Below are 16,976 nucleotides of genomic sequence, written 5' to 3'. Positions count from 1 at the left end.
ATGAGCTGGGGCTCGGAACAACAGCGGTACCAGGGATATGAGGGGTACCAGGGCCAGCAGGAGTACCAAGGCCAGCAGGGCCAGCAGGGCCAGCAGGGCCAGCAGGGATATGACTATGGGTACGGGCAGCAGCCCGATCCCTACGGCCAGGGCCGGCAGCCTCAGATCCCCCAGCAGTACGGCTACGGCCAGGGGTACGTCGACCATGGCCAGGTGTACGTCACCGAGACGGCACCCCTGCCGGTGACCGAGCCGGAGCCCGCGGCGGACGCCGCCGTCCGGACCGAGCCCGGCCCTGACGCCGGGGAGCCCGAAAGCCCCGCCGCCGACCCGGCGCCGAAGGCCAAGGCCACCGGACGCGACCGTTACTTCGACGCGCTGCGCGCCGTCGCGCTGGTCCGTGTCGTGGCGTACCACACCTTCGGGTGGGCCTGGGCCGGCCTGGCCTTCCCGTCGATGGGCGTGATGTTCGCGCTCGCCGGTTCGCTGATGGCCAAGTCCCTGGAGCGCCCCGCGCTGAAGGTGGTCAAGAGCCGGATGCGACGGCTGCTGCCGCCCTTCTGGTTCTGGGGCTTCTTCGTCGTGGTGGCGATGCTGATCCACGACTGGATGCCGGGCTGGCAGATCGTCTTCTGGATCGTGCCGGTCGGCGACCCGCCGGGCAACCAGTGGGGCATCCAGGCCTGGGAGATCCTCTGGTACCTGCGGACGTATCTCTGGTTCGTCCTGATGTCCCCGCTGCTCCTCAAGGTCTTCCGCAAGGCCCCCGTCCCGGTCCTGCTCCTCTCCCTCGCCCCGATCCTGGTCTTCCAGTACGCCTGGCAGCCTCCGGACAACCGCTTCGGCAGCGGCCTGACGGACTTCGCCACCTTCCTGTTCTGCTGGCTGGTCGGCTTCGCGCACCGCGAGGGCGTGCTCCAGCGGCTCAAGCCCGCCCTGGTGATCCTGGCGTCGCTCGCCCTCCTGACGTACGGCGGCTGGTACGCCTTCGCGCACCAGGCGGAGTTCGGTACGTACGACCTGGACGAGGTCCCCGTCGCACAGACCTTCTGGTCGGCCGGCTTCGTGACCCTGCTGATGTACTTCAAGGCGTACTACAACGTCGACTTCGCCTGGCTCGCCCGCTTCAAACGGCTCGACCGGATCGTGACGATCTTCAACGGGCGGGCGGTGACGATCTATCTCTGGCACGAGATCGCCCTTGTGCTCGCGGTCCCGCTGATCGACCAGTTCTGGAAGGTGCCCGCCTTCGAGAAGTGGCTGCCGCTGGAGAGCCAGTGGTTCCTGTTCGGCATCGGCTGGGTGCTGATCTGGGTCGCCATCCCGCTGGTCGGCTGGGTCGAGGACGTGGCCGCCAAGAAGAAGCCGAAGCTGCTCCCCTGAAGGGGCGTGTGAGACCGGCGTACGGGCCGGGCGCCGCAGAGTCGCCCGGTCCGTGCTGCCACAATGGGGGAGTGACCCGCGCATCCCTGGACAAGCAGCCGCACGAAGTCGCCTCGATGTTCGACGACGTGGCGGAACGGTACGACCTGACGAACGACGTGCTGTCGCTCGGCCAGGACCGGGTGTGGCGCAAGGAGGTCGCGAAGGCGGTCGACGCGCGCCCCGCGCAGAAGATCCTGGACCTGGCGGCCGGTACGGCGACCTCGTCGCTCCCCTTCGCCCGCACCGGCGCGTACGTCGTGCCCTGCGACTTCTCCCTCGGCATGCTGCGGGTCGGCAAGAAGAACCACCCCTGGCTGCCGCTGACCGCGGGCGACGCGACGAAGCTGCCCTTCAAGGACGACACCTTCGACGCGGTGACGATCTCCTTCGGCCTGCGCAACGTCCAGGAGACCGACACGGCGCTGAGCGAGCTGTACCGGGTGACCAAGCCCGGCGGCCGGGTCGTGATCTGCGAGTTCTCGCACCCCACCTGGGCGCCGTTCCGCACGGTCTACACCGAGTACCTGATGCGCGCGCTGCCGTCGGTCGCCCGTGCCGTGTCCTCCAACCCCGACGCGTACGTCTATCTCGCCGAGTCCATCCGCGCCTGGCCGAACCAGCCCGAGCTCGCCGAGAAGCTGCGCAAGGCAGGCTGGTCGAAGGTGGCCTGGCGGAACCTGACGGGCGGCGTGGTGGCCCTGCACCGAGGCTTCAAGGCCGCCTGACGGCCCGGCCGGGCGACCTGCCGCACCCGGCTCTCGCGAGTGCCCGGTTCACCTGAGCACCTCGAAGGAATTTCCGGGCTCGTCGAGCTCGCGGCGCATTCCGCCCGACGGCGGACGAGGCAGGCGCGGCTCGCGCACTCCCGCGCCGCCCTCCGCGTCACCGAGGTCGAACCACACGGTGACCACGGCCCCGCGCGGTACCTCGGAGCCGGGCGGCGGAAACTGGCGTACGACGTAGTCGACGACCGTGAGATGGAAGTCGGGACGGTCGGGCGCGACGAGCAGCACACCTCGCGCCTCGGCCGTCTCACGTGCGTCCACGGCCATCAGGCCGATGAGCCGCGGCACGCGCACTTCGGGTGTCTCGGGTGTTATACGCACAGACGTCACCCCCAGCGGTACCGGAAGGGTAAGCCCGCGCCGGGCCCTTTCGGAAGCCGTCAGAGGGCGAGGCGGTAGCAGTGCGCGGGCTCGGCCGTCGCGGGATGGGTGAAGACCTCGGACAGTTCCATGCCGACGCGTCGGGTCACGGCGATGGAGCGCTCGTTGCCCTGTCTGACCACGGCGACGACATCCGAGACGCCCGCCGCGCGCACCCGCTCCAGAGTGGTGAGCATGGCGGTGGTGACGTACCCCTTGCCCCAATGCGCCCTGCCGAGCCGCCACCCGATCTCGATCTCCCCCTTCGGTCCCCACTCGCGCGGCCACGGCTGCGCCCCGGTGAAGCCCAGCACCTCACCTTCCGCGTCGACCAGGGTCCACAGACAGAAACCGAGTTCGGCGTCGTGCCGGCGCTGCCGTGCGGTGAGCTCCTCGTACACCGACAGTTCGGCCGCCTTCCCACCGTGGAACTCCATGACCTCGGGGTCGGCGAAGATCCGGTGCCAGGCGAACGCGTCCTCGTCGGTGGGGACACGCAGCCGTACGTCGGGGAGAGCTCGGTTCACGGGGCAACCCTTCAGCCAGGTGATCAGTACCGCTGCATAGACTGCCCATGTCCAGTGCCCGTCAGCACGCAGATTTCGAGTCTTGGGGAGACCCCGCCGTGACCGAGCCCCAACCCCTCTCCGAAAACACCGCAGATGTGATCGTCGTCGGGGCTGGACCAGCCGGTTCCACGACCGCGTACTACCTGGCGAAGGCCGGACTCGACGTCCTGCTCCTGGAGAAGACCGCGTTCCCGAGGGAGAAGGTCTGCGGTGACGGCCTGACCCCGCGCGCCACCAAGCAGCTCGTTTCCATGGGGATCGACATCTCCGAAGAGGCCGGCTGGCTGCGCAACAAGGGCCTGCGCATCATCGGCGGCGGCGTCCGCCTCCAGCTGGACTGGCCGGATCTCGCCTCCTACCCGGACTACGGACTCGTCCGCAAGCGCGACGACTTCGACGAGCAGCTGGCCCGGCAGGCGCAGAAGGCGGGCGCGCGGCTGTACGAGCGCTGCAACGTCGGCGCCCCCATCATCGACGACCGCACCGGCCGCATCACGGGCGTGCACGCGAAGCTGGGCGACGCGGGGGAGAAGCGCGAGGTCACCTTCCACGCGCCGCTGGTCGTCGCCGCCGACGGCAACTCCACCCGCCTGTCCCTGGCGATGGGCCTGCACCGCCGCGAGGACCGCCCGATGGGTGTCGCGGTCCGTACGTACTTCACGTCCCCGCGCCACGAGGACGACTACCTGGAGTCCTGGCTGGAGCTGTGGGACCGGCGGGGCGCCGAGGACCGTCTGCTGCCCGGCTACGGCTGGATCTTCGGCATGGGCGACGGCACCTCGAACGTCGGCCTCGGCGTGCTCAACACCTCCGACTCCTTCAAGGAGCTGGACTGGCGCGAGGTCCTGAAGGCCTGGTGCGCGTCCATGCCGGAGGACTGGGGCTACACGCCGGAGAACATGACCGGCCCGATCCGCGGTGCCGCCCTCCCCATGGCCTTCAACCGCCAACCGCACTACACCAAGGGTCTGCTGCTGGTCGGCGACGCCGGCGGACTGGTCAACCCCTTCAACGGCGAGGGCATCGCCTACGCCATGGAGTCCGGCCAGATCGCCGCGGACGTCATCGTGCAGGCCCACGCCCGCTCGACGCCCGCCCAGCGAGAACTGGCCCTCCAGCGCTACCCCCGTGTCCTCAAGGACACCTACGGCGGCTACTACACCCTCGGCCGCGCCTTCGTGAAGCTCATCGGCAACCCGAAGGTCATGAAGATCGCGGCCCAGCGCGGCCTGACCCACCCGCTCCTGATGAAGTTCACCCTCAAGATGCTCGCGAACCTCACGGACCCGACCGGCGGCGACGCGATGGACCGCATCATCAACGGCCTCTCGAAGGTGGCGCCGAAGGCCTGACGCCGTCAGGGGGCCGCCCGGGGGCCCGGGCGGCCTCCGGGGACGCTCTCGCCCTCCCCGGGACAGCACGACGAGGCCGCCACCGACTCGGGTGGCGGCCTTCATGCCGTATGACTCACAAGGTCCCGCGACTCAGAGAACGCGCACCGCGCCCGTGGCCGGGTAGCCCGAAAGGTTCTGAATCACCACACCCTTGGAGGGGTTGGCCGCGTCCAGGTACTGGCCGTTACCGATGTACACACCCACGTGGTACGCCGAACCGGCCGAACCCCAGTACAGGATGTCGCCGACCTGGACGTTGGACAGCGAGACCGGCGTACCGGACGTCGACTGGTCCTGCGAGACGCGCGGCAGGTCGACACCGACCTGCCGGAACGCGGCCTGCACGAGGCCGGAGCAGTCCCACGCGTTGGGGCCCGTACCGCCCATCACGTAGGCGTCGCCGACCTGAGCCTTGAGGAAGGCGATGACGGTGGCGACACTGCCGCTGGCCGGGGCGGAGACGGTCGAACTCGAGGAGCCCGAGGAGCCCGCGGAGCTGGACAGGACGGTCCGCGTGGACGACCGGGAGGCGGCCTGGGCGGCCGCGGCCTTCCGCGCGTCCTCGGCCTTCTTCTTGGCCTCGGCCTTCTTCTTGGCGTCCGCGAGGTCCGCCTTGGCCTGCTTCGCGGCCTTTGCGGCGGCCGCGTCGCGCTCGGCCTGCAGCTCGTAGTTCGCGGCTGCCTGCTGCGTGGCGTCCGCGGACTGCGCCAACTGAGTAGCCAGGTCGGCCGTCAGGGTGGGCAGTTCGAGGGTCTGAGTAACGGGCTCGGCCGCGTTCGCCGAACCAGACGCACCGGCCACGGCCAAGGTGCTGAGAACGCCACCGGCAACTCCGGCACGCATCGCTAGCGTCGAGGCGTTGCGGCGGGGCTTCCGGTGGTTGCGTATGTGAGCGGTGTGGGACATGGGTACAACCGGTATCAGGGACTCCCTCATACCTTCAAGAAACGTGTGGTGCGCCACAGTTGTTCAATCCGCGGCCGAATCCGCGTCGCGCCACTTCTTATTGACGCCGTAACGGGCATTCCGGACAGAGATGATCAAGCCTGTGATCATGTGCTTTCCGCATTACGTCCGAATTGCCCTCTGCCTACCATTGGTTGCAGCCTGTGGCCAAGGTCGGCTTATCTGACCCATAGATCCATGTGACACAGGTCACGGAACGGTCACCGGGCCGGCGGCGTCTCGCGCGCACCTCTCGACTGCCCCGCGCTCGTGAATGCATGCACGCGCCGACGCCCGTCCACATCCATCCAGACCCCTCCCCCTGATGTGTGAACGCGCTCCTCTATCAAGCCCCCGCGTCCAGCACCAATTTGCATGCGTCGGAAGTCTCTTGATATGGAGACGCCGCCTCGGACCTGTGATGACGAGCGGAAATGTCACATCTCGTGATCGCGCGGACGCTTCGCGTATGAAGATCACTGCTCATCCGACTTCATGATCCTTCGTCAGGTGGTGGAGATCACAAAGCTTGTGCAATACCCCGTGTCGCAGATCACAGACCGGCGGGCATAAGATGCGAGGCAGTTGGGCTTGTGACCTGCTTCACATGTACGCGATCTTCGTCGGGACGCACGGGGTTCGTGGGACAGGTGGGGCGGAAGTGCTTGCCTGATGCAACCGCCAGCAGTCAGTGCCGACTGAGAGGAGCGAGGAGCGTGAACGCGTATGCGCCGATCCTCGTACTGGGAGCCCTCGGGGCAGGCTTTGCGATCTTCTCCGTGGTCATGGCCACGCTTATCGGTCCAAAGCGATACAACCGGGCCAAGCTCGAGGCCTACGAGTGCGGTATCGAGCCGACCCCCACGCCGGCCGGCGGCGGGCGCTTCCCTATCAAGTACTACCTGACGGCGATGCTCTTCATCGTCTTCGACATCGAGATCGTCTTCCTCTACCCCTGGGCCGTCACCTTCGACGCCCTGGGTGTTTTCGGGCTCGTGGAGATGCTGCTCTTCGTGCTCACCGTCTTCGTCGCGTACGCGTACGTATGGCGGCGCGGCGGCCTGGAATGGGACTGAGGGGCCTTTAAGACATGGGACTCGAAGAAAAGCTGCCGAGCGGATTCCTGCTGACCACCGTCGAGCAGGCCGCGGGCTGGGTGCGCAAGGCGTCCGTCTTCCCCGCCACGTTCGGACTCGCCTGCTGCGCCATCGAGATGATGACGACCGGCGCGGGCCGCTACGACCTTGCGCGCTTCGGCATGGAGGTCTTCCGCGGCTCACCGCGCCAGGCCGACCTCATGATCGTTGCCGGCCGCGTCAGTCAGAAGATGGCGCCGGTGCTGCGGCAGGTCTATGACCAGATGCCCAACCCCAAGTGGGTGATCTCCATGGGGGTCTGTGCCTCATCGGGCGGAATGTTCAACAACTACGCCATTGTGCAGGGCGTCGACCACATCGTCCCGGTCGACATCTATTTGCCCGGCTGTCCGCCGCGCCCCGAGATGCTGATGGACGCGATCCTCAAGCTCCACCAGAAGATCCAGACCTCCAAGCTCGGCGTGAACGCCGAGGAGGCGGCCCGCGAGGCGGAGGAAGCGGCGCTCAAGGCGCTCCCCACCATCGAGATGAAGGGCCTGCTGCGGTGAGCGACGCGAACGGCAACGGGGTGAACCCCGAGAAGGACCTCGGCGCCTCGAACCTCCCCGGCCAGCGCGGCGAGGGCGGCGAGGAGATCCGCGTTCAGCGCGGCATGTTCGGCGCCAACAACGGCGGCGACACCACCGGCTACGGAGGCCTGGTCCGCTCCGTCCGGCTCCCCGGCCCGGCCACCCGCCCCTACGGCGGCTGGTTCGACGAGGTCGCCGACGAGCTGGACGGCGCCCTGGAGGAACAGGGACTCGTCCCCGACAACGTCATCGAGAAGACCATCGTCGACCGCGACGAGCTCACCTTCCACATCGAACGCGAGTACCTGGTCCGGGTCGCCCAGACCCTCCGCGACGACCCGGCCCTGCGCTTCGAACTGTGCACGGGCGTGAGCGGAGTGCACTACCCCAGCGACAAGGGCCGGGAGCTGCACGCCGTCTACCATTTGCGCTCGATCACCCACAACCGGCTGATCCGCCTCGAGGTCAGCGCCCCCGACGCCGACCCGCACGTCCCCTCGCTCGTCTCCGTCTACCCGACGAACGACTGGCACGAGCGCGAGACGTACGACTTCTTCGGCCTGATCTTCGACGGCCACCCGGCACTGACGCGGATCATGATGCCGGACGACTGGCAGGGCCACCCGCAGCGCAAGGACTACCCCCTCGGTGGCATCCCCATCGAGTACAAGGGCGCCCAGATCCCTGCTCCGGACCAGCGGAGGTCGTACTCATGAGCACGCAGACCCCTTCTTCCGGCGCGTCCGCCGCGGCGGCGCGGGAAACGACCGAGGGCACCGTATATACGGTCACCGGTGGCGACTGGGACGAGATCGCCCAGTCCGCGGCGAAGTCCGACGACGAACGCATCATCGTCAACATGGGCCCGCAGCACCCGTCCACCCACGGCGTGCTCCGGCTCATCCTGGAGATCGACGGTGAGACGGTCACCGAGGCCCGCTGCGGCATCGGCTACCTCCACACCGGCATCGAGAAGAACCTCGAGTTCCGCACGTGGACCCAGGGGACCACGTTCGTGACGCGCATGGACTATCTGACGCCGTTCTTCAACGAGACGGCCTACTGCCTCGCCGTCGAGAAGCTCCTCGGCATCGAGGACCAGATCCCCGACCGCGCCACGATCATCCGCGTCCTGCTGATGGAGCTGAACCGACTCTCCTCCCATCTGGTGTGCATCGCCACCGGAGGCATGGAACTCGGTGCCACCACGATCATGATCTACGGGTTCCGTGATCGTGAACTCATTCTCGACATCTACGAGCTGATCACCGGCCTGCGGATGAACCACGCGTACATCCGCCCCGGCGGACTCGCCCAGGACCTGCCGCCCGGCGCGGTGGACCAGATTCGCGAGTTCGTGAAGAAGATGCACAAGAACCTTCCCGAGTACGACAAGCTCGCCACCGGGAACCCCATCTTCAAGGCACGTATGCAGGACGTCGGCTACCTCGACCTGGCCGGCTGCATGGCCCTCGGCGCCACCGGCCCGATCCTGCGCTCCGCGGGCCTGCCGCACGACCTGCGCAAGGCCCAGCCGTACTGCGGCTACGAGACGTACGACTTCGAGATCCCGACCGCCGACACCTGCGACTCCTACGGGCGCTTCCTGATCCGCCTGGAGGAAATGCGCCAGTCGCTGCACATCGTCGAGCAGTGTCTGGACCGGCTGCAGCCCGGCCCGGTCATGGTCGCCGACAAGAAGATCGCCTGGCCGGCCCAGCTCGCACTGGGCCCCGACGGTCTCGGCAACTCCCTCGACCACATCAAGAAGATCATGGGCACCTCCATGGAGGCCCTGATCCACCACTTCAAGCTGGTGACCGAGGGCTTCCGCGTCCCGCCGGGACAGGCGTACGCGGCGGTCGAGTCGCCCAAGGGCGAGCTCGGGGTGCACGTCGTGTCCGACGGAGGCACCCGCCCCTACCGGGTCCATTTCCGTGACCCGTCCTTCACCAATCTGCAGGCCATGGCGGCGATGTGCGAGGGCGGCCAGGTCGCCGACGTCATCGTCGCCGTCGCGTCCATCGACCCCGTGATGGGAGGCGTCGACCGGTGACCACCACCCCCGAGGGCGTCAGCCTGGGCATGCCCCAACTGCCCGCGCCCGACTATCCGGACGACGTCCGAGCCCGGCTCGAGGCGGACGCGCGCGAGATCGTCGCCCGCTACCCGGACTCCCGTTCGGCGCTCCTTCCGTTGCTGCATCTCGTGCAGTCGGAGGAGGGCCATGTCACGCGCACGGGGCAGCGGTTCTGCGCGGACGTACTGAACCTGACCACGGCCGAGGTCACCGCTGTCGCGACCTTCTACTCGATGTACCGGCGCAAGCCGAGCGGTGACTACCAGGTGGGTGTGTGCACGAACACCCTGTGCGCGGTCATGGGCGGCGACGCGATCTTCGAGGCCCTGCAGGACCACCTGGGCGTCGGCAACGGCGAGACCACCGACGACGGCAAGGTCACGCTGGAGCACATCGAGTGCAACGCGGCCTGCGACTTCGCACCGGTCGTGATGGTCAACTGGGAGTTCTTCGACAACCAGACCGTGGCCTCCGCGAAGCGCCTCGTGGACGACCTGCGCACGGGAGCACAGGTCGCACCCACCCGCGGCGCCCCCTTGTGCACCTTCAAGGACACCGCGCGGATCCTGGCGGGCTTCCCCGACGAGCGCGAGGGAGCCGTGGAGGCGGGCGGCAGCGCGGGCCCCGCCTCACTGATCGGTCTCCGCCTGGCCAAGGGGGAGAGCGTCCACGCGCGCGTGGTCCACCCACGAGGCGGCCGGGCACCGCAGGACCAGCCGCCGGCCGAGCACCTGAGCTCGCACGACGCGCCGCAGGACACATCGGCCTCCGATCCGTCGCACCCGGCGGGTCCCGCAGCCGAGGAGGGGGAGTGATGACGTTGGCACCCGAGATCGACGAGACCAGCCCGGAGAAGCTGCTCGCACCCGTGCTGTCGGCCTTCTGGGACGAGGAGAAGTCCTGGTCGCTGGACGTCTACCGGAGGCACGAGGGGTACGAGGGGCTGCGCAAGGCGCTGGCCATGTCGCCGGACGACCTGATCGCGTACGTCAAGGACTCCGGTCTGCGCGGCCGGGGCGGCGCGGGATTCCCCACAGGAATGAAGTGGCAGTTCATTCCTCAGGGCGATGGCAAACCTCACTATCTAGTTGTCAACGCCGACGAATCGGAACCGGGAACCTGCAAGGACATCCCGCTCCTCTTCGCGAACCCGCACAGCCTCATCGAGGGCATTGTGATCGCGTGTTATGCCATCCGGTCTTCGCATGCGTTCATCTATCTCCGCGGTGAAGTCGTCCCCGTGTTGCGGCGGTTGCACGAGGCCGTTCGAGAGGCCTACGCGGCGGGCTACCTGGGCGAGAACATCCTCGGCAGCGGACTCGACCTCAAGCTCACCGTGCACGCGGGCGCGGGCGCGTACATCTGCGGTGAGGAGACCGCACTGCTCGACTCGCTCGAAGGCCGCCGTGGTCAACCGCGGCTCCGTCCCCCCTTCCCAGCCGTCGCGGGCCTCTACGCGTGCCCGACTGTGGTGAATAACGTCGAGTCGATCGCGTCAGTTCCCGCAATCCTCCGAAAAGGCAAGGAATGGTTCAGGTCGATGGGCAGCGAGAAGTCCCCGGGCTTCACGCTGTACTCGCTCAGCGGCCACGTCGCCAGCCCCGGCCAGTACGAGGCTCCGCTCGGCATCACACTCCGTCAACTCCTTGAGATGAGCGGCGGGATGCGCCCCGGCCACCGGTTGAAGTTCTGGACGCCGGGCGGCTCCTCGACCCCGATGTTCACCGACGAGCACCTAGACGTCCCTCTTGATTACGAAGGAGTGGGTGCCGCGGGTTCCATGCTCGGCACAAAAGCACTCCAGTGTTTCGACGAGACGACCTGCGTCGTGCGGGCGGTCACCCGGTGGACCGAGTTCTACGCCCACGAGTCCTGCGGCAAGTGCACACCCTGCCGCGAAGGGACGTACTGGCTCGTGCAGTTGCTGCGCGACATCGAGGCCGGCAAGGGCGTCATGTCGGACCTCGACAAGCTCAACGACATCGCCGACAACATCAACGGCAAGTCGTTCTGCGCCCTCGGCGACGGCGCCGCCTCGCCGATCTTCTCCTCGCTCAAGTACTTCCGCGAGGAGTACGAGGAGCACATCACGGGCCGCGGCTGCCCCTTTGACCCGGCCAAGTCCACGGCTTGGGCCGACCGCACGGAGGTGAACGCATGACGGTGACCACCAGCGCTCCCTCGGGAGGGGGAGAGGCGGCGGTTCCGCCGGAGGATCTCGTCTCGCTGACGATCGACGGAGCCGAGATCAGCGTGCCCAAGGGCACCCTGGTCATCCGGGCCGCCGAACAGCTCGGCATCGAAATCCCCCGATTCTGCGACCATCCGCTGCTCGACCCGGCCGGCGCCTGCCGCCAGTGCATCGTCGAGGTCGAGGGCCAGCGCAAGCCCATGGCGTCCTGCACGATCACGTGTACGGACGGAATGGTGGTGAAGACTCATCTCACCTCGCCCGTCGCCGAAAAGGCCCAGCACGGTGTGATGGAGCTGCTGCTCATCAACCACCCGCTGGACTGCCCGGTCTGCGACAAGGGCGGCGAGTGCCCGCTGCAGAACCAGGCGATGTCGCACGGCAACGCCGAATCCCGCTTCGAGGGCAAGAAGCGGACCTACGAGAAGCCGGTCCCGATCTCCACGCAGGTACTGCTCGACCGCGAGCGGTGCGTGCTGTGCGCCCGCTGCACCCGCTTCTCCAACCAGATCGCGGGCGACCCGATGATCGAGCTGATCGAGCGGGGCGCGCTCCAGCAGGTCGGCACCGGCGAGGGCGACCCGTTCGAGTCGTACTTCTCCGGGAACACCATCCAGATCTGCCCGGTGGGCGCGCTGACCTCGGCGGCGTATCGCTTCCGGTCGCGTCCGTTCGACCTCGTCTCCTCGCACTCGGTCTGCGAGCACTGCGCGGGCGGCTGCGCGACCCGCACCGACCACCGGCGCGGCAAGGTCATGCGGCGCCTGGCCTCCCCCGACCCCGAGGTCAACGAGGAGTGGCTCTGCGACAAGGGGCGGTTCGGGTTCCGGTACGCGCAGCAGCGGGACCGGCTCGAGACACCCCTCGTACGGGGTGAGTCGGGTGAACTGGAGCCCGCTTCCTGGCCCGAGGCCCTGGAGGCGGCGGCCCGGGGACTGTCGGCGGCCCGCGGCCGGACCGGCGTCCTGACCGGTGGCCGCCTCACCGTCGAGGACGCCTACGCCTACAGCAAGTTCGCGCGCGTGGCCCTCGACACGAACGACATCGACTTCCGCGCGCGCGTGCACAGTGCCGAGGAGGCCGACTTCCTGGCCTCCCGGGTCGCCGGACACGGACGGGACCTCGACGGTACGGGCCTCACGTACACCTCTTTGGAGAAGGCGCCCGCCGTCCTGCTCGTCGGCTTCGAGTCCGAGGAAGAGGCGCCCGGAGTCTTCCTGCGGCTGCGCAAGGCCTGGCGCGGACACGGACAGAAGACCTTCTCGCTCGCCACGTACGCGACACGCGGCCTGAAGAAGGCGGGCGGCACGCTGCTGCCCGCCGCGCCCGGTACCGAGACCGAGTGGCTGGACGCCCTCGCGAGCGGCGTCGGCGTGGAGGGCGACGGTGCCAGGGCCGCCGAGGCGCTGCGCTCCGAGGGCGCGGTGATCGTCGTCGGCGAGCGGCTCGCGGGCGTGGCGGGCGGCCTCACCGCCGCCGTACGGGCCGCGTCCGCGACCGGCGCCACGCTGGTGTGGATCCCGCGCCGGGCCGGGGAGCGCGGCGCGATCGAGGCGGGCGCGCTGCCGTCGCTGCTGCCGGGCGGGCGTCCGGCCACCGACCCGCGCGCGCGGGAGGAGGTCGCGACCGCCTGGGGCGTCTCCGATCTCCCGCACCGCTACGGGCGCGACACCGGCCAGATCGTCGAGGCCGCCGTCGGCGGGGAGCTGCGGGCCCTGGTGGTGGCGGGCGTGGAGGTCGCCGACCTTCCCGACCCGGCACGCGCGCGTGCGGCCCTTTCCGAAGTCGGCTTCCTGGTGTCGCTCGAACTGCGGCCCGGTGAGGTCACCGAGCATGCGGATGTCGTCCTCCCGGTGGCCGCGGTCGCCGAGAAGGCGGGCACCTTCCTGAACTGGGAGGGCAGGGTGCGCTTCTTCGAGGCCGCGCTCAAGCCCGACCAGATGACCCGCCACCTGGCACCCACCGACGCGCGTGTCCTGCAGATGCTCGCCGACGCCATGGACGTACACCTGGGGCTGCCGGATCTGCGCACCACGCGCGGGGAGCTGGACCGGCTCGGTCCCTGGGGCGGCCTGCGGGCCACCGGGCCCGTGGAGATCGCGGCATCGCTGCCGCGTCCCGCCGCGGGGGAGGCCGTGCTCGCGGGCCACCGGCTGTTGCTCGACCAGGGCCGCCTCCAGGAGGGCGACGACGCGCTCGCCGGGACCCGGCATGCCGCACGCGCGCGTGTGTCGGCCGCCACGGCCGCCGAGGCGGGCGTCAAGGAAGGCGACCTCCTCGCGGTCACCAGTAGCGCCGGAACCGTCGAACTCCCGCTGCAGATCACCGAGATGCCCGACCGCGTGGTCTGGCTCCCGCTGAACTCCACCGGAGGGGGTGTCGCCTCCGACACGGGGGCGCTGCCCGGCGCACTCGTCCGCATCGGCCCGGCGACGCTCGTCACCGAGGCGCCCAAGGAGGTGGAGGCATGAGCAGTCTGTACCTCGCCACTGAAGACCTCTCCATGTTCGGCCGCGACCCCTGGTGGCTGGTGGTCGTCAAGGCGGTCTTCTGCTTCGCCTTCCTGATGATCACCGTGCTGTTCTCGATCGTGTGGGAGCGCAAGGTCGTCGCCTGGATGCAGCTGCGCATCGGACCCAACCGGCACGGCCCCTGGGGCATGCTCCAGTCGCTCGCCGACGGCGTCAAACTGATGCTCAAGGAAGACGTCATCGTCAAACGCGCGGACAAGGTGGTCTACATCCTCGCGCCGATCGTCGCGGCCATCCCGGCCTTCATGGCGATCGCGGTGATCCCCTTCGGACCCGCCGACAACGAGATCTCGATCTTCGGCCACCGCACCACGATGCAGCTCACGGACCTGCCGATCGCGATGCTCTACATCCTCGCGGTCGCCTCGGTGGGCATCTACGGGATCGTGCTCGCGGGCTGGAGTTCCGGATCCACCTACCCGCTGCTGGGCGGTCTGCGGTCCTGCGCGCAGATGATCTCGTACGAGATCGCCATGGGCGCCGCTTTCGCCTCGGTGTTCCTCTACTCCGGGTCGATGTCGACCTCGACGATCGTGGAACAGCAGCACGACCGCTGGTACATCATCCTGCTGCCGGTCTCGTTCCTGATCTACATCATCACGATGGTCGGCGAGACCAACCGCGCCCCCTTCGACATGCCGGAGTCCGAGGGCGACCTCGTCGGCGGTTTCAACACCGAGTACTCGTCCATCAAGTTCGCGCTGTTCATGCTCGCCGAGTACGTGAACATGGTGACGGTCTCGGCCGTGTCGACCACGCTCTTCCTGGGCGGCTGGCGGGCCCCCTGGCCCATCAGCACCTTCTGGGAGGGTGCCAACCACGGCTGGTGGCCGATGCTCTGGTTCGTGGTGAAGGTGCAGCTGCTGCTGTTCTTCTTCATCTGGCTGCGCGGCACGCTGCCGCGTGTCCGCTACGACCAGCTGATGAAGCTCGGCTGGAAGGTCCTCATCCCGGTCTCCGTGGTCTGGCTGATGCTCGTCGCGACCGTACGGACCCTCAAGAACGAGAACTACGACTTCGCCGACATCGCCCTCTACGTCGGCGGCGGTGTCCTCGTCCTGCTGCTGCTCTCGTTCGCCGTGGACATCTTCCGCGACAAACAGGGCGCCCAGGAAGCGCCCGCCGAGCCCGCCGCCTTCGACCCGATGGCCGGTGGATTCCCGGTGCCGCCACTGCCGGGACAGGAGCTGCCACCCGTGCCGCGGCGTCGCCCGCGCCGCGAGCGCGAGTTGATTGTCAGTGGTGGGTCCGATACTGCGAGTGACGGATCGAATGGCGGAACTCGTGACGGAAAGGAGGGGTCCGATGGCTGAGGAGCCGAAGGAGACCAAGCCCGGTTTCCAGAACCCCGTCGCCGGCTTCGGCGTGACCTTCAAGGCCATGTTCAAGAAGCGCCTGACGGAGCAGTACCCGGAGCAGCAGAAGACCACCGCCCCGCGGTTCCATGGCCGGCACCAGCTCAACCGCCACCCGGACGGTCTGGAGAAGTGCATCGGCTGCGAGCTGTGCGCCTGGGCCTGCCCCGCGGACGCCATCTATGTGGAGGGCGCGGACAACACCGAAGAGGAGCGCTACTCGCCGGGCGAGCGGTACGGCCGCGTCTACCAGATCAACTACGCCCGCTGCATCCTGTGCGGCCTGTGCATCGAGGCGTGCCCCACCCGCGCGCTCACGATGACGAACGAGTTCGAGCTAGCCGACTCCAGCCGCGCCAACCTCATCTACACCAAGGAGCAGCTGCTCGCCGGGCTCGAGGAGGGCATGGTCGACACACCGCACTCGATCTTCCCCGGCACGGACGAGCAGGACTACTACCGGGGTCTGGTGACCGAGGCGGCGCCGGGCACGGAGCGCCAAGTCGCCGTCTCCAAGGGTGAGAAGCCCACGGAAGAGGGGGTGGGGGCATGAGCGCGCAGCTCGCCGCCTACTCCACCTCCACCGGAGAGGCCTTCCAGTTCTGGGTCCTCGGCACGGTCGCCGTGATCGGCGCCCTGTGCACCGTCTTCATGAAGAAGGCCGTGCACAGCGCGCTCTGTCTCGCCGGCACCATGATCGTCCTGGCGGTGTTCTACCTCGCCAACGGCGCCTACTTCCTGGGCGTCGTGCAGATCGTCGTCTACACCGGCGCGATCATGATGCTGTTCCTCTTCGTGGTCATGCTCGTCGGTGTCACCGCGGCGGACTCCCTGAAGGAGACCATCAAGGGTCAGCGCTGGCTGGCCCTGGTGTGCGGACTCGGCTTCGGCGTCCTGTTGATCGCGGGCATCGGCAACGCGTCCCTGAAGGACTTCAACGGCCTGAGCAAGGCCAACGCCAACGGGAACGTGGAGGGCCTCGCCGCCCTCATCTTCACGAAGTACGTGTTCGCCTTCGAAATCACCGGCGCCCTGCTCATCACGGCCGCCGTCGGCGCCATGGTGCTCACGCACCGCGAGCGCACCGAGCGCGCCAAGACCCAGCGCGAGCTGTCCGAGCAGCGCGTACGGGAAGGCAAGCACGTACCGCCGCTGCCGGCCCCCGGTGTCTACGCCCGGCACAACGCGGTGGACATCGCGGGCCTCCTCCCGGACGGCACCCCGTCCGAGCTGACCGTCAGCAAGACGCTGCGGGACCGCGGCCAGATCCGTGACGTGTCCACCGAGGCGCTGAGCGATCTGAAGGCGCTGGAGCAGCGGGCCGAAGAACGCCTGGAGCGCACGAAGACGGAGGAGGCGTCCAAGTGAACCCGGTCAACTACCTCTATCTCGCCGCCCTGTTGTTCACGATCGGCGCCACCGGCGTGCTGATCAGACGCAACGCGATCGTGGTGTTCATGTGCGTCGAGCTCATGCTCAACGCCTGCAACCTCGCGTTCGTCGTCTTCTCGCGTCTGCACGGCAATCTCGACGGCCAGATCATCGCCTTCTTCACGATGGTCGTCGCCGCCGCGGAGGTCGTCGTCGGGCTCGCGATCATCGTGTCGCTCTTCCGTTCCCGCCACTCGGCCTCGGTCGACGACGCCAGCCTGATGAAGCTGTAAGGGGTCGCTGA

Annotated in this window: 17 protein-coding genes; 14 read left to right on the top strand and 3 right to left on the bottom strand. The window is 68.3% G+C overall.

The window, feature by feature from the left end:
• Together ACZ7M3_RS09730 and ACZ7M3_RS09725 are read left to right on the top strand one after the other, a co-directional pair.
• Entirely contained in the window at positions 1-1,383 is a 1,383-nt protein-coding gene (locus tag ACZ7M3_RS09730) for an acyltransferase family protein (protein ID WP_472062006.1), read from the top strand.
• 71 nt (positions 1,384-1,454) lie between these two features.
• Positions 1,455-2,150 carry a demethylmenaquinone methyltransferase gene (locus tag ACZ7M3_RS09725; RefSeq protein WP_355303063.1) on the top strand — a complete coding sequence of 232 codons (696 nt, stop codon included), beginning with the start codon at positions 1,455-1,457 and terminating at the stop codon, positions 2,148-2,150.
• A gap of 48 nt (positions 2,151-2,198) precedes the next feature.
• On the opposite strand, the gene ACZ7M3_RS09720 is transcribed toward ACZ7M3_RS09725, so the two are convergent.
• On the bottom strand, positions 2,199-2,531 hold the full coding sequence (locus ACZ7M3_RS09720) for a PASTA domain-containing protein (RefSeq protein WP_261687295.1): 333 nt from the start codon (positions 2,529-2,531) through the stop codon (positions 2,199-2,201).
• A gap of 59 nt (positions 2,532-2,590) precedes the next feature.
• Positions 2,591-3,097 (bottom strand): GNAT family N-acetyltransferase, encoded by a 507-nt coding sequence (locus ACZ7M3_RS09715; RefSeq protein ID WP_472062003.1) that lies wholly within the window; start codon positions 3,095-3,097, stop codon positions 2,591-2,593.
• Positions 3,098-3,195: 98 nt separating this feature from the next.
• Between ACZ7M3_RS09715 and ACZ7M3_RS09710 the strand changes: the two genes are divergently transcribed.
• Positions 3,196-4,491, top strand: a complete 1,296-nt coding sequence (locus tag ACZ7M3_RS09710; protein WP_067367481.1) for a geranylgeranyl reductase family protein — start codon at positions 3,196-3,198, stop codon at positions 4,489-4,491.
• A gap of 132 nt (positions 4,492-4,623) precedes the next feature.
• Here ACZ7M3_RS09710 and ACZ7M3_RS09705 read toward each other — a convergent pair whose 3' ends face one another.
• Positions 4,624-5,469 (bottom strand): C40 family peptidase, encoded by an 846-nt coding sequence (locus tag ACZ7M3_RS09705; RefSeq protein WP_472062001.1) that lies wholly within the window; start codon positions 5,467-5,469, stop codon positions 4,624-4,626.
• A gap of 725 nt (positions 5,470-6,194) precedes the next feature.
• On the opposite strand from ACZ7M3_RS09705, the gene ACZ7M3_RS09700 reads away from it, so the two are divergent.
• Genes ACZ7M3_RS09700 through nuoK form a run of 11 tightly spaced genes read left to right on the top strand, consistent with a single transcriptional unit; the run spans position 6,195 to position 16,965 of the window.
• Positions 6,195-6,554 (top strand): NADH-quinone oxidoreductase subunit A, encoded by a 360-nt coding sequence (locus ACZ7M3_RS09700; protein ID WP_007383963.1) that lies wholly within the window; start codon positions 6,195-6,197, stop codon positions 6,552-6,554.
• A 14-nt stretch (positions 6,555-6,568) separates the two neighbouring features.
• Positions 6,569-7,123 (top strand): NuoB/complex I 20 kDa subunit family protein, encoded by a 555-nt coding sequence (locus ACZ7M3_RS09695; RefSeq protein ID WP_003998928.1) that lies wholly within the window; start codon positions 6,569-6,571, stop codon positions 7,121-7,123.
• Positions 7,120-7,860: an NADH-quinone oxidoreductase subunit C gene (locus ACZ7M3_RS09690; protein ID WP_472061998.1), complete on the top strand. Its 741-nt coding sequence runs from the start codon at positions 7,120-7,122 to the stop codon at positions 7,858-7,860. The genes ACZ7M3_RS09695 and ACZ7M3_RS09690 overlap by 4 nt, the downstream gene beginning before the upstream one ends.
• On the top strand, positions 7,857-9,200 hold the full coding sequence (locus ACZ7M3_RS09685) for an NADH-quinone oxidoreductase subunit D (protein ID WP_384907150.1): 1,344 nt from the start codon (positions 7,857-7,859) through the stop codon (positions 9,198-9,200). The genes ACZ7M3_RS09690 and ACZ7M3_RS09685 overlap by 4 nt, the downstream gene beginning before the upstream one ends.
• Before the next feature lie 29 nt (positions 9,201-9,229).
• Entirely contained in the window at positions 9,230-10,039 is an 810-nt protein-coding gene (gene nuoE, locus ACZ7M3_RS09680) for an NADH-quinone oxidoreductase subunit NuoE (protein WP_355303184.1), read from the top strand.
• Positions 10,036-11,385: an NADH-quinone oxidoreductase subunit NuoF gene (gene nuoF, locus ACZ7M3_RS09675; RefSeq protein WP_177324079.1), complete on the top strand. Its 1,350-nt coding sequence runs from the start codon at positions 10,036-10,038 to the stop codon at positions 11,383-11,385. Before nuoE ends, nuoF begins: the two co-directional genes overlap by 4 nt.
• On the top strand, positions 11,382-13,886 hold the full coding sequence (locus tag ACZ7M3_RS09670; protein ID WP_472061996.1) for an NADH-quinone oxidoreductase subunit G: 2,505 nt from the start codon (positions 11,382-11,384) through the stop codon (positions 13,884-13,886). Before nuoF ends, ACZ7M3_RS09670 begins: the two co-directional genes overlap by 4 nt.
• Positions 13,883-15,259 carry an NADH-quinone oxidoreductase subunit NuoH gene (gene nuoH / locus ACZ7M3_RS09665; RefSeq protein ID WP_472061994.1) on the top strand — a complete coding sequence of 459 codons (1,377 nt, stop codon included), beginning with the start codon at positions 13,883-13,885 and terminating at the stop codon, positions 15,257-15,259. The genes ACZ7M3_RS09670 and nuoH overlap by 4 nt, the downstream gene beginning before the upstream one ends.
• Positions 15,252-15,854: an NADH-quinone oxidoreductase subunit NuoI gene (gene nuoI / locus ACZ7M3_RS09660; RefSeq protein ID WP_261687290.1), complete on the top strand. Its 603-nt coding sequence runs from the start codon at positions 15,252-15,254 to the stop codon at positions 15,852-15,854. The genes nuoH and nuoI overlap by 8 nt, the downstream gene beginning before the upstream one ends.
• Positions 15,851-16,669 (top strand): NADH-quinone oxidoreductase subunit J, encoded by an 819-nt coding sequence (locus tag ACZ7M3_RS09655; RefSeq protein ID WP_168494509.1) that lies wholly within the window; start codon positions 15,851-15,853, stop codon positions 16,667-16,669. The genes nuoI and ACZ7M3_RS09655 overlap by 4 nt, the downstream gene beginning before the upstream one ends.
• Positions 16,666-16,965, top strand: a complete 300-nt coding sequence (gene nuoK, locus ACZ7M3_RS09650; protein ID WP_095853175.1) for an NADH-quinone oxidoreductase subunit NuoK — start codon at positions 16,666-16,668, stop codon at positions 16,963-16,965. Before ACZ7M3_RS09655 ends, nuoK begins: the two co-directional genes overlap by 4 nt.
• The last annotated feature ends 11 nt before the right edge of the window (positions 16,966-16,976 follow it).

This window comes from Streptomyces sp. NPDC111656, from assembly GCF_055656965.1.
Note: the sequence above shows the minus strand (reverse complement) of the source record. Positions and strands in the feature narration are given on the sequence as shown.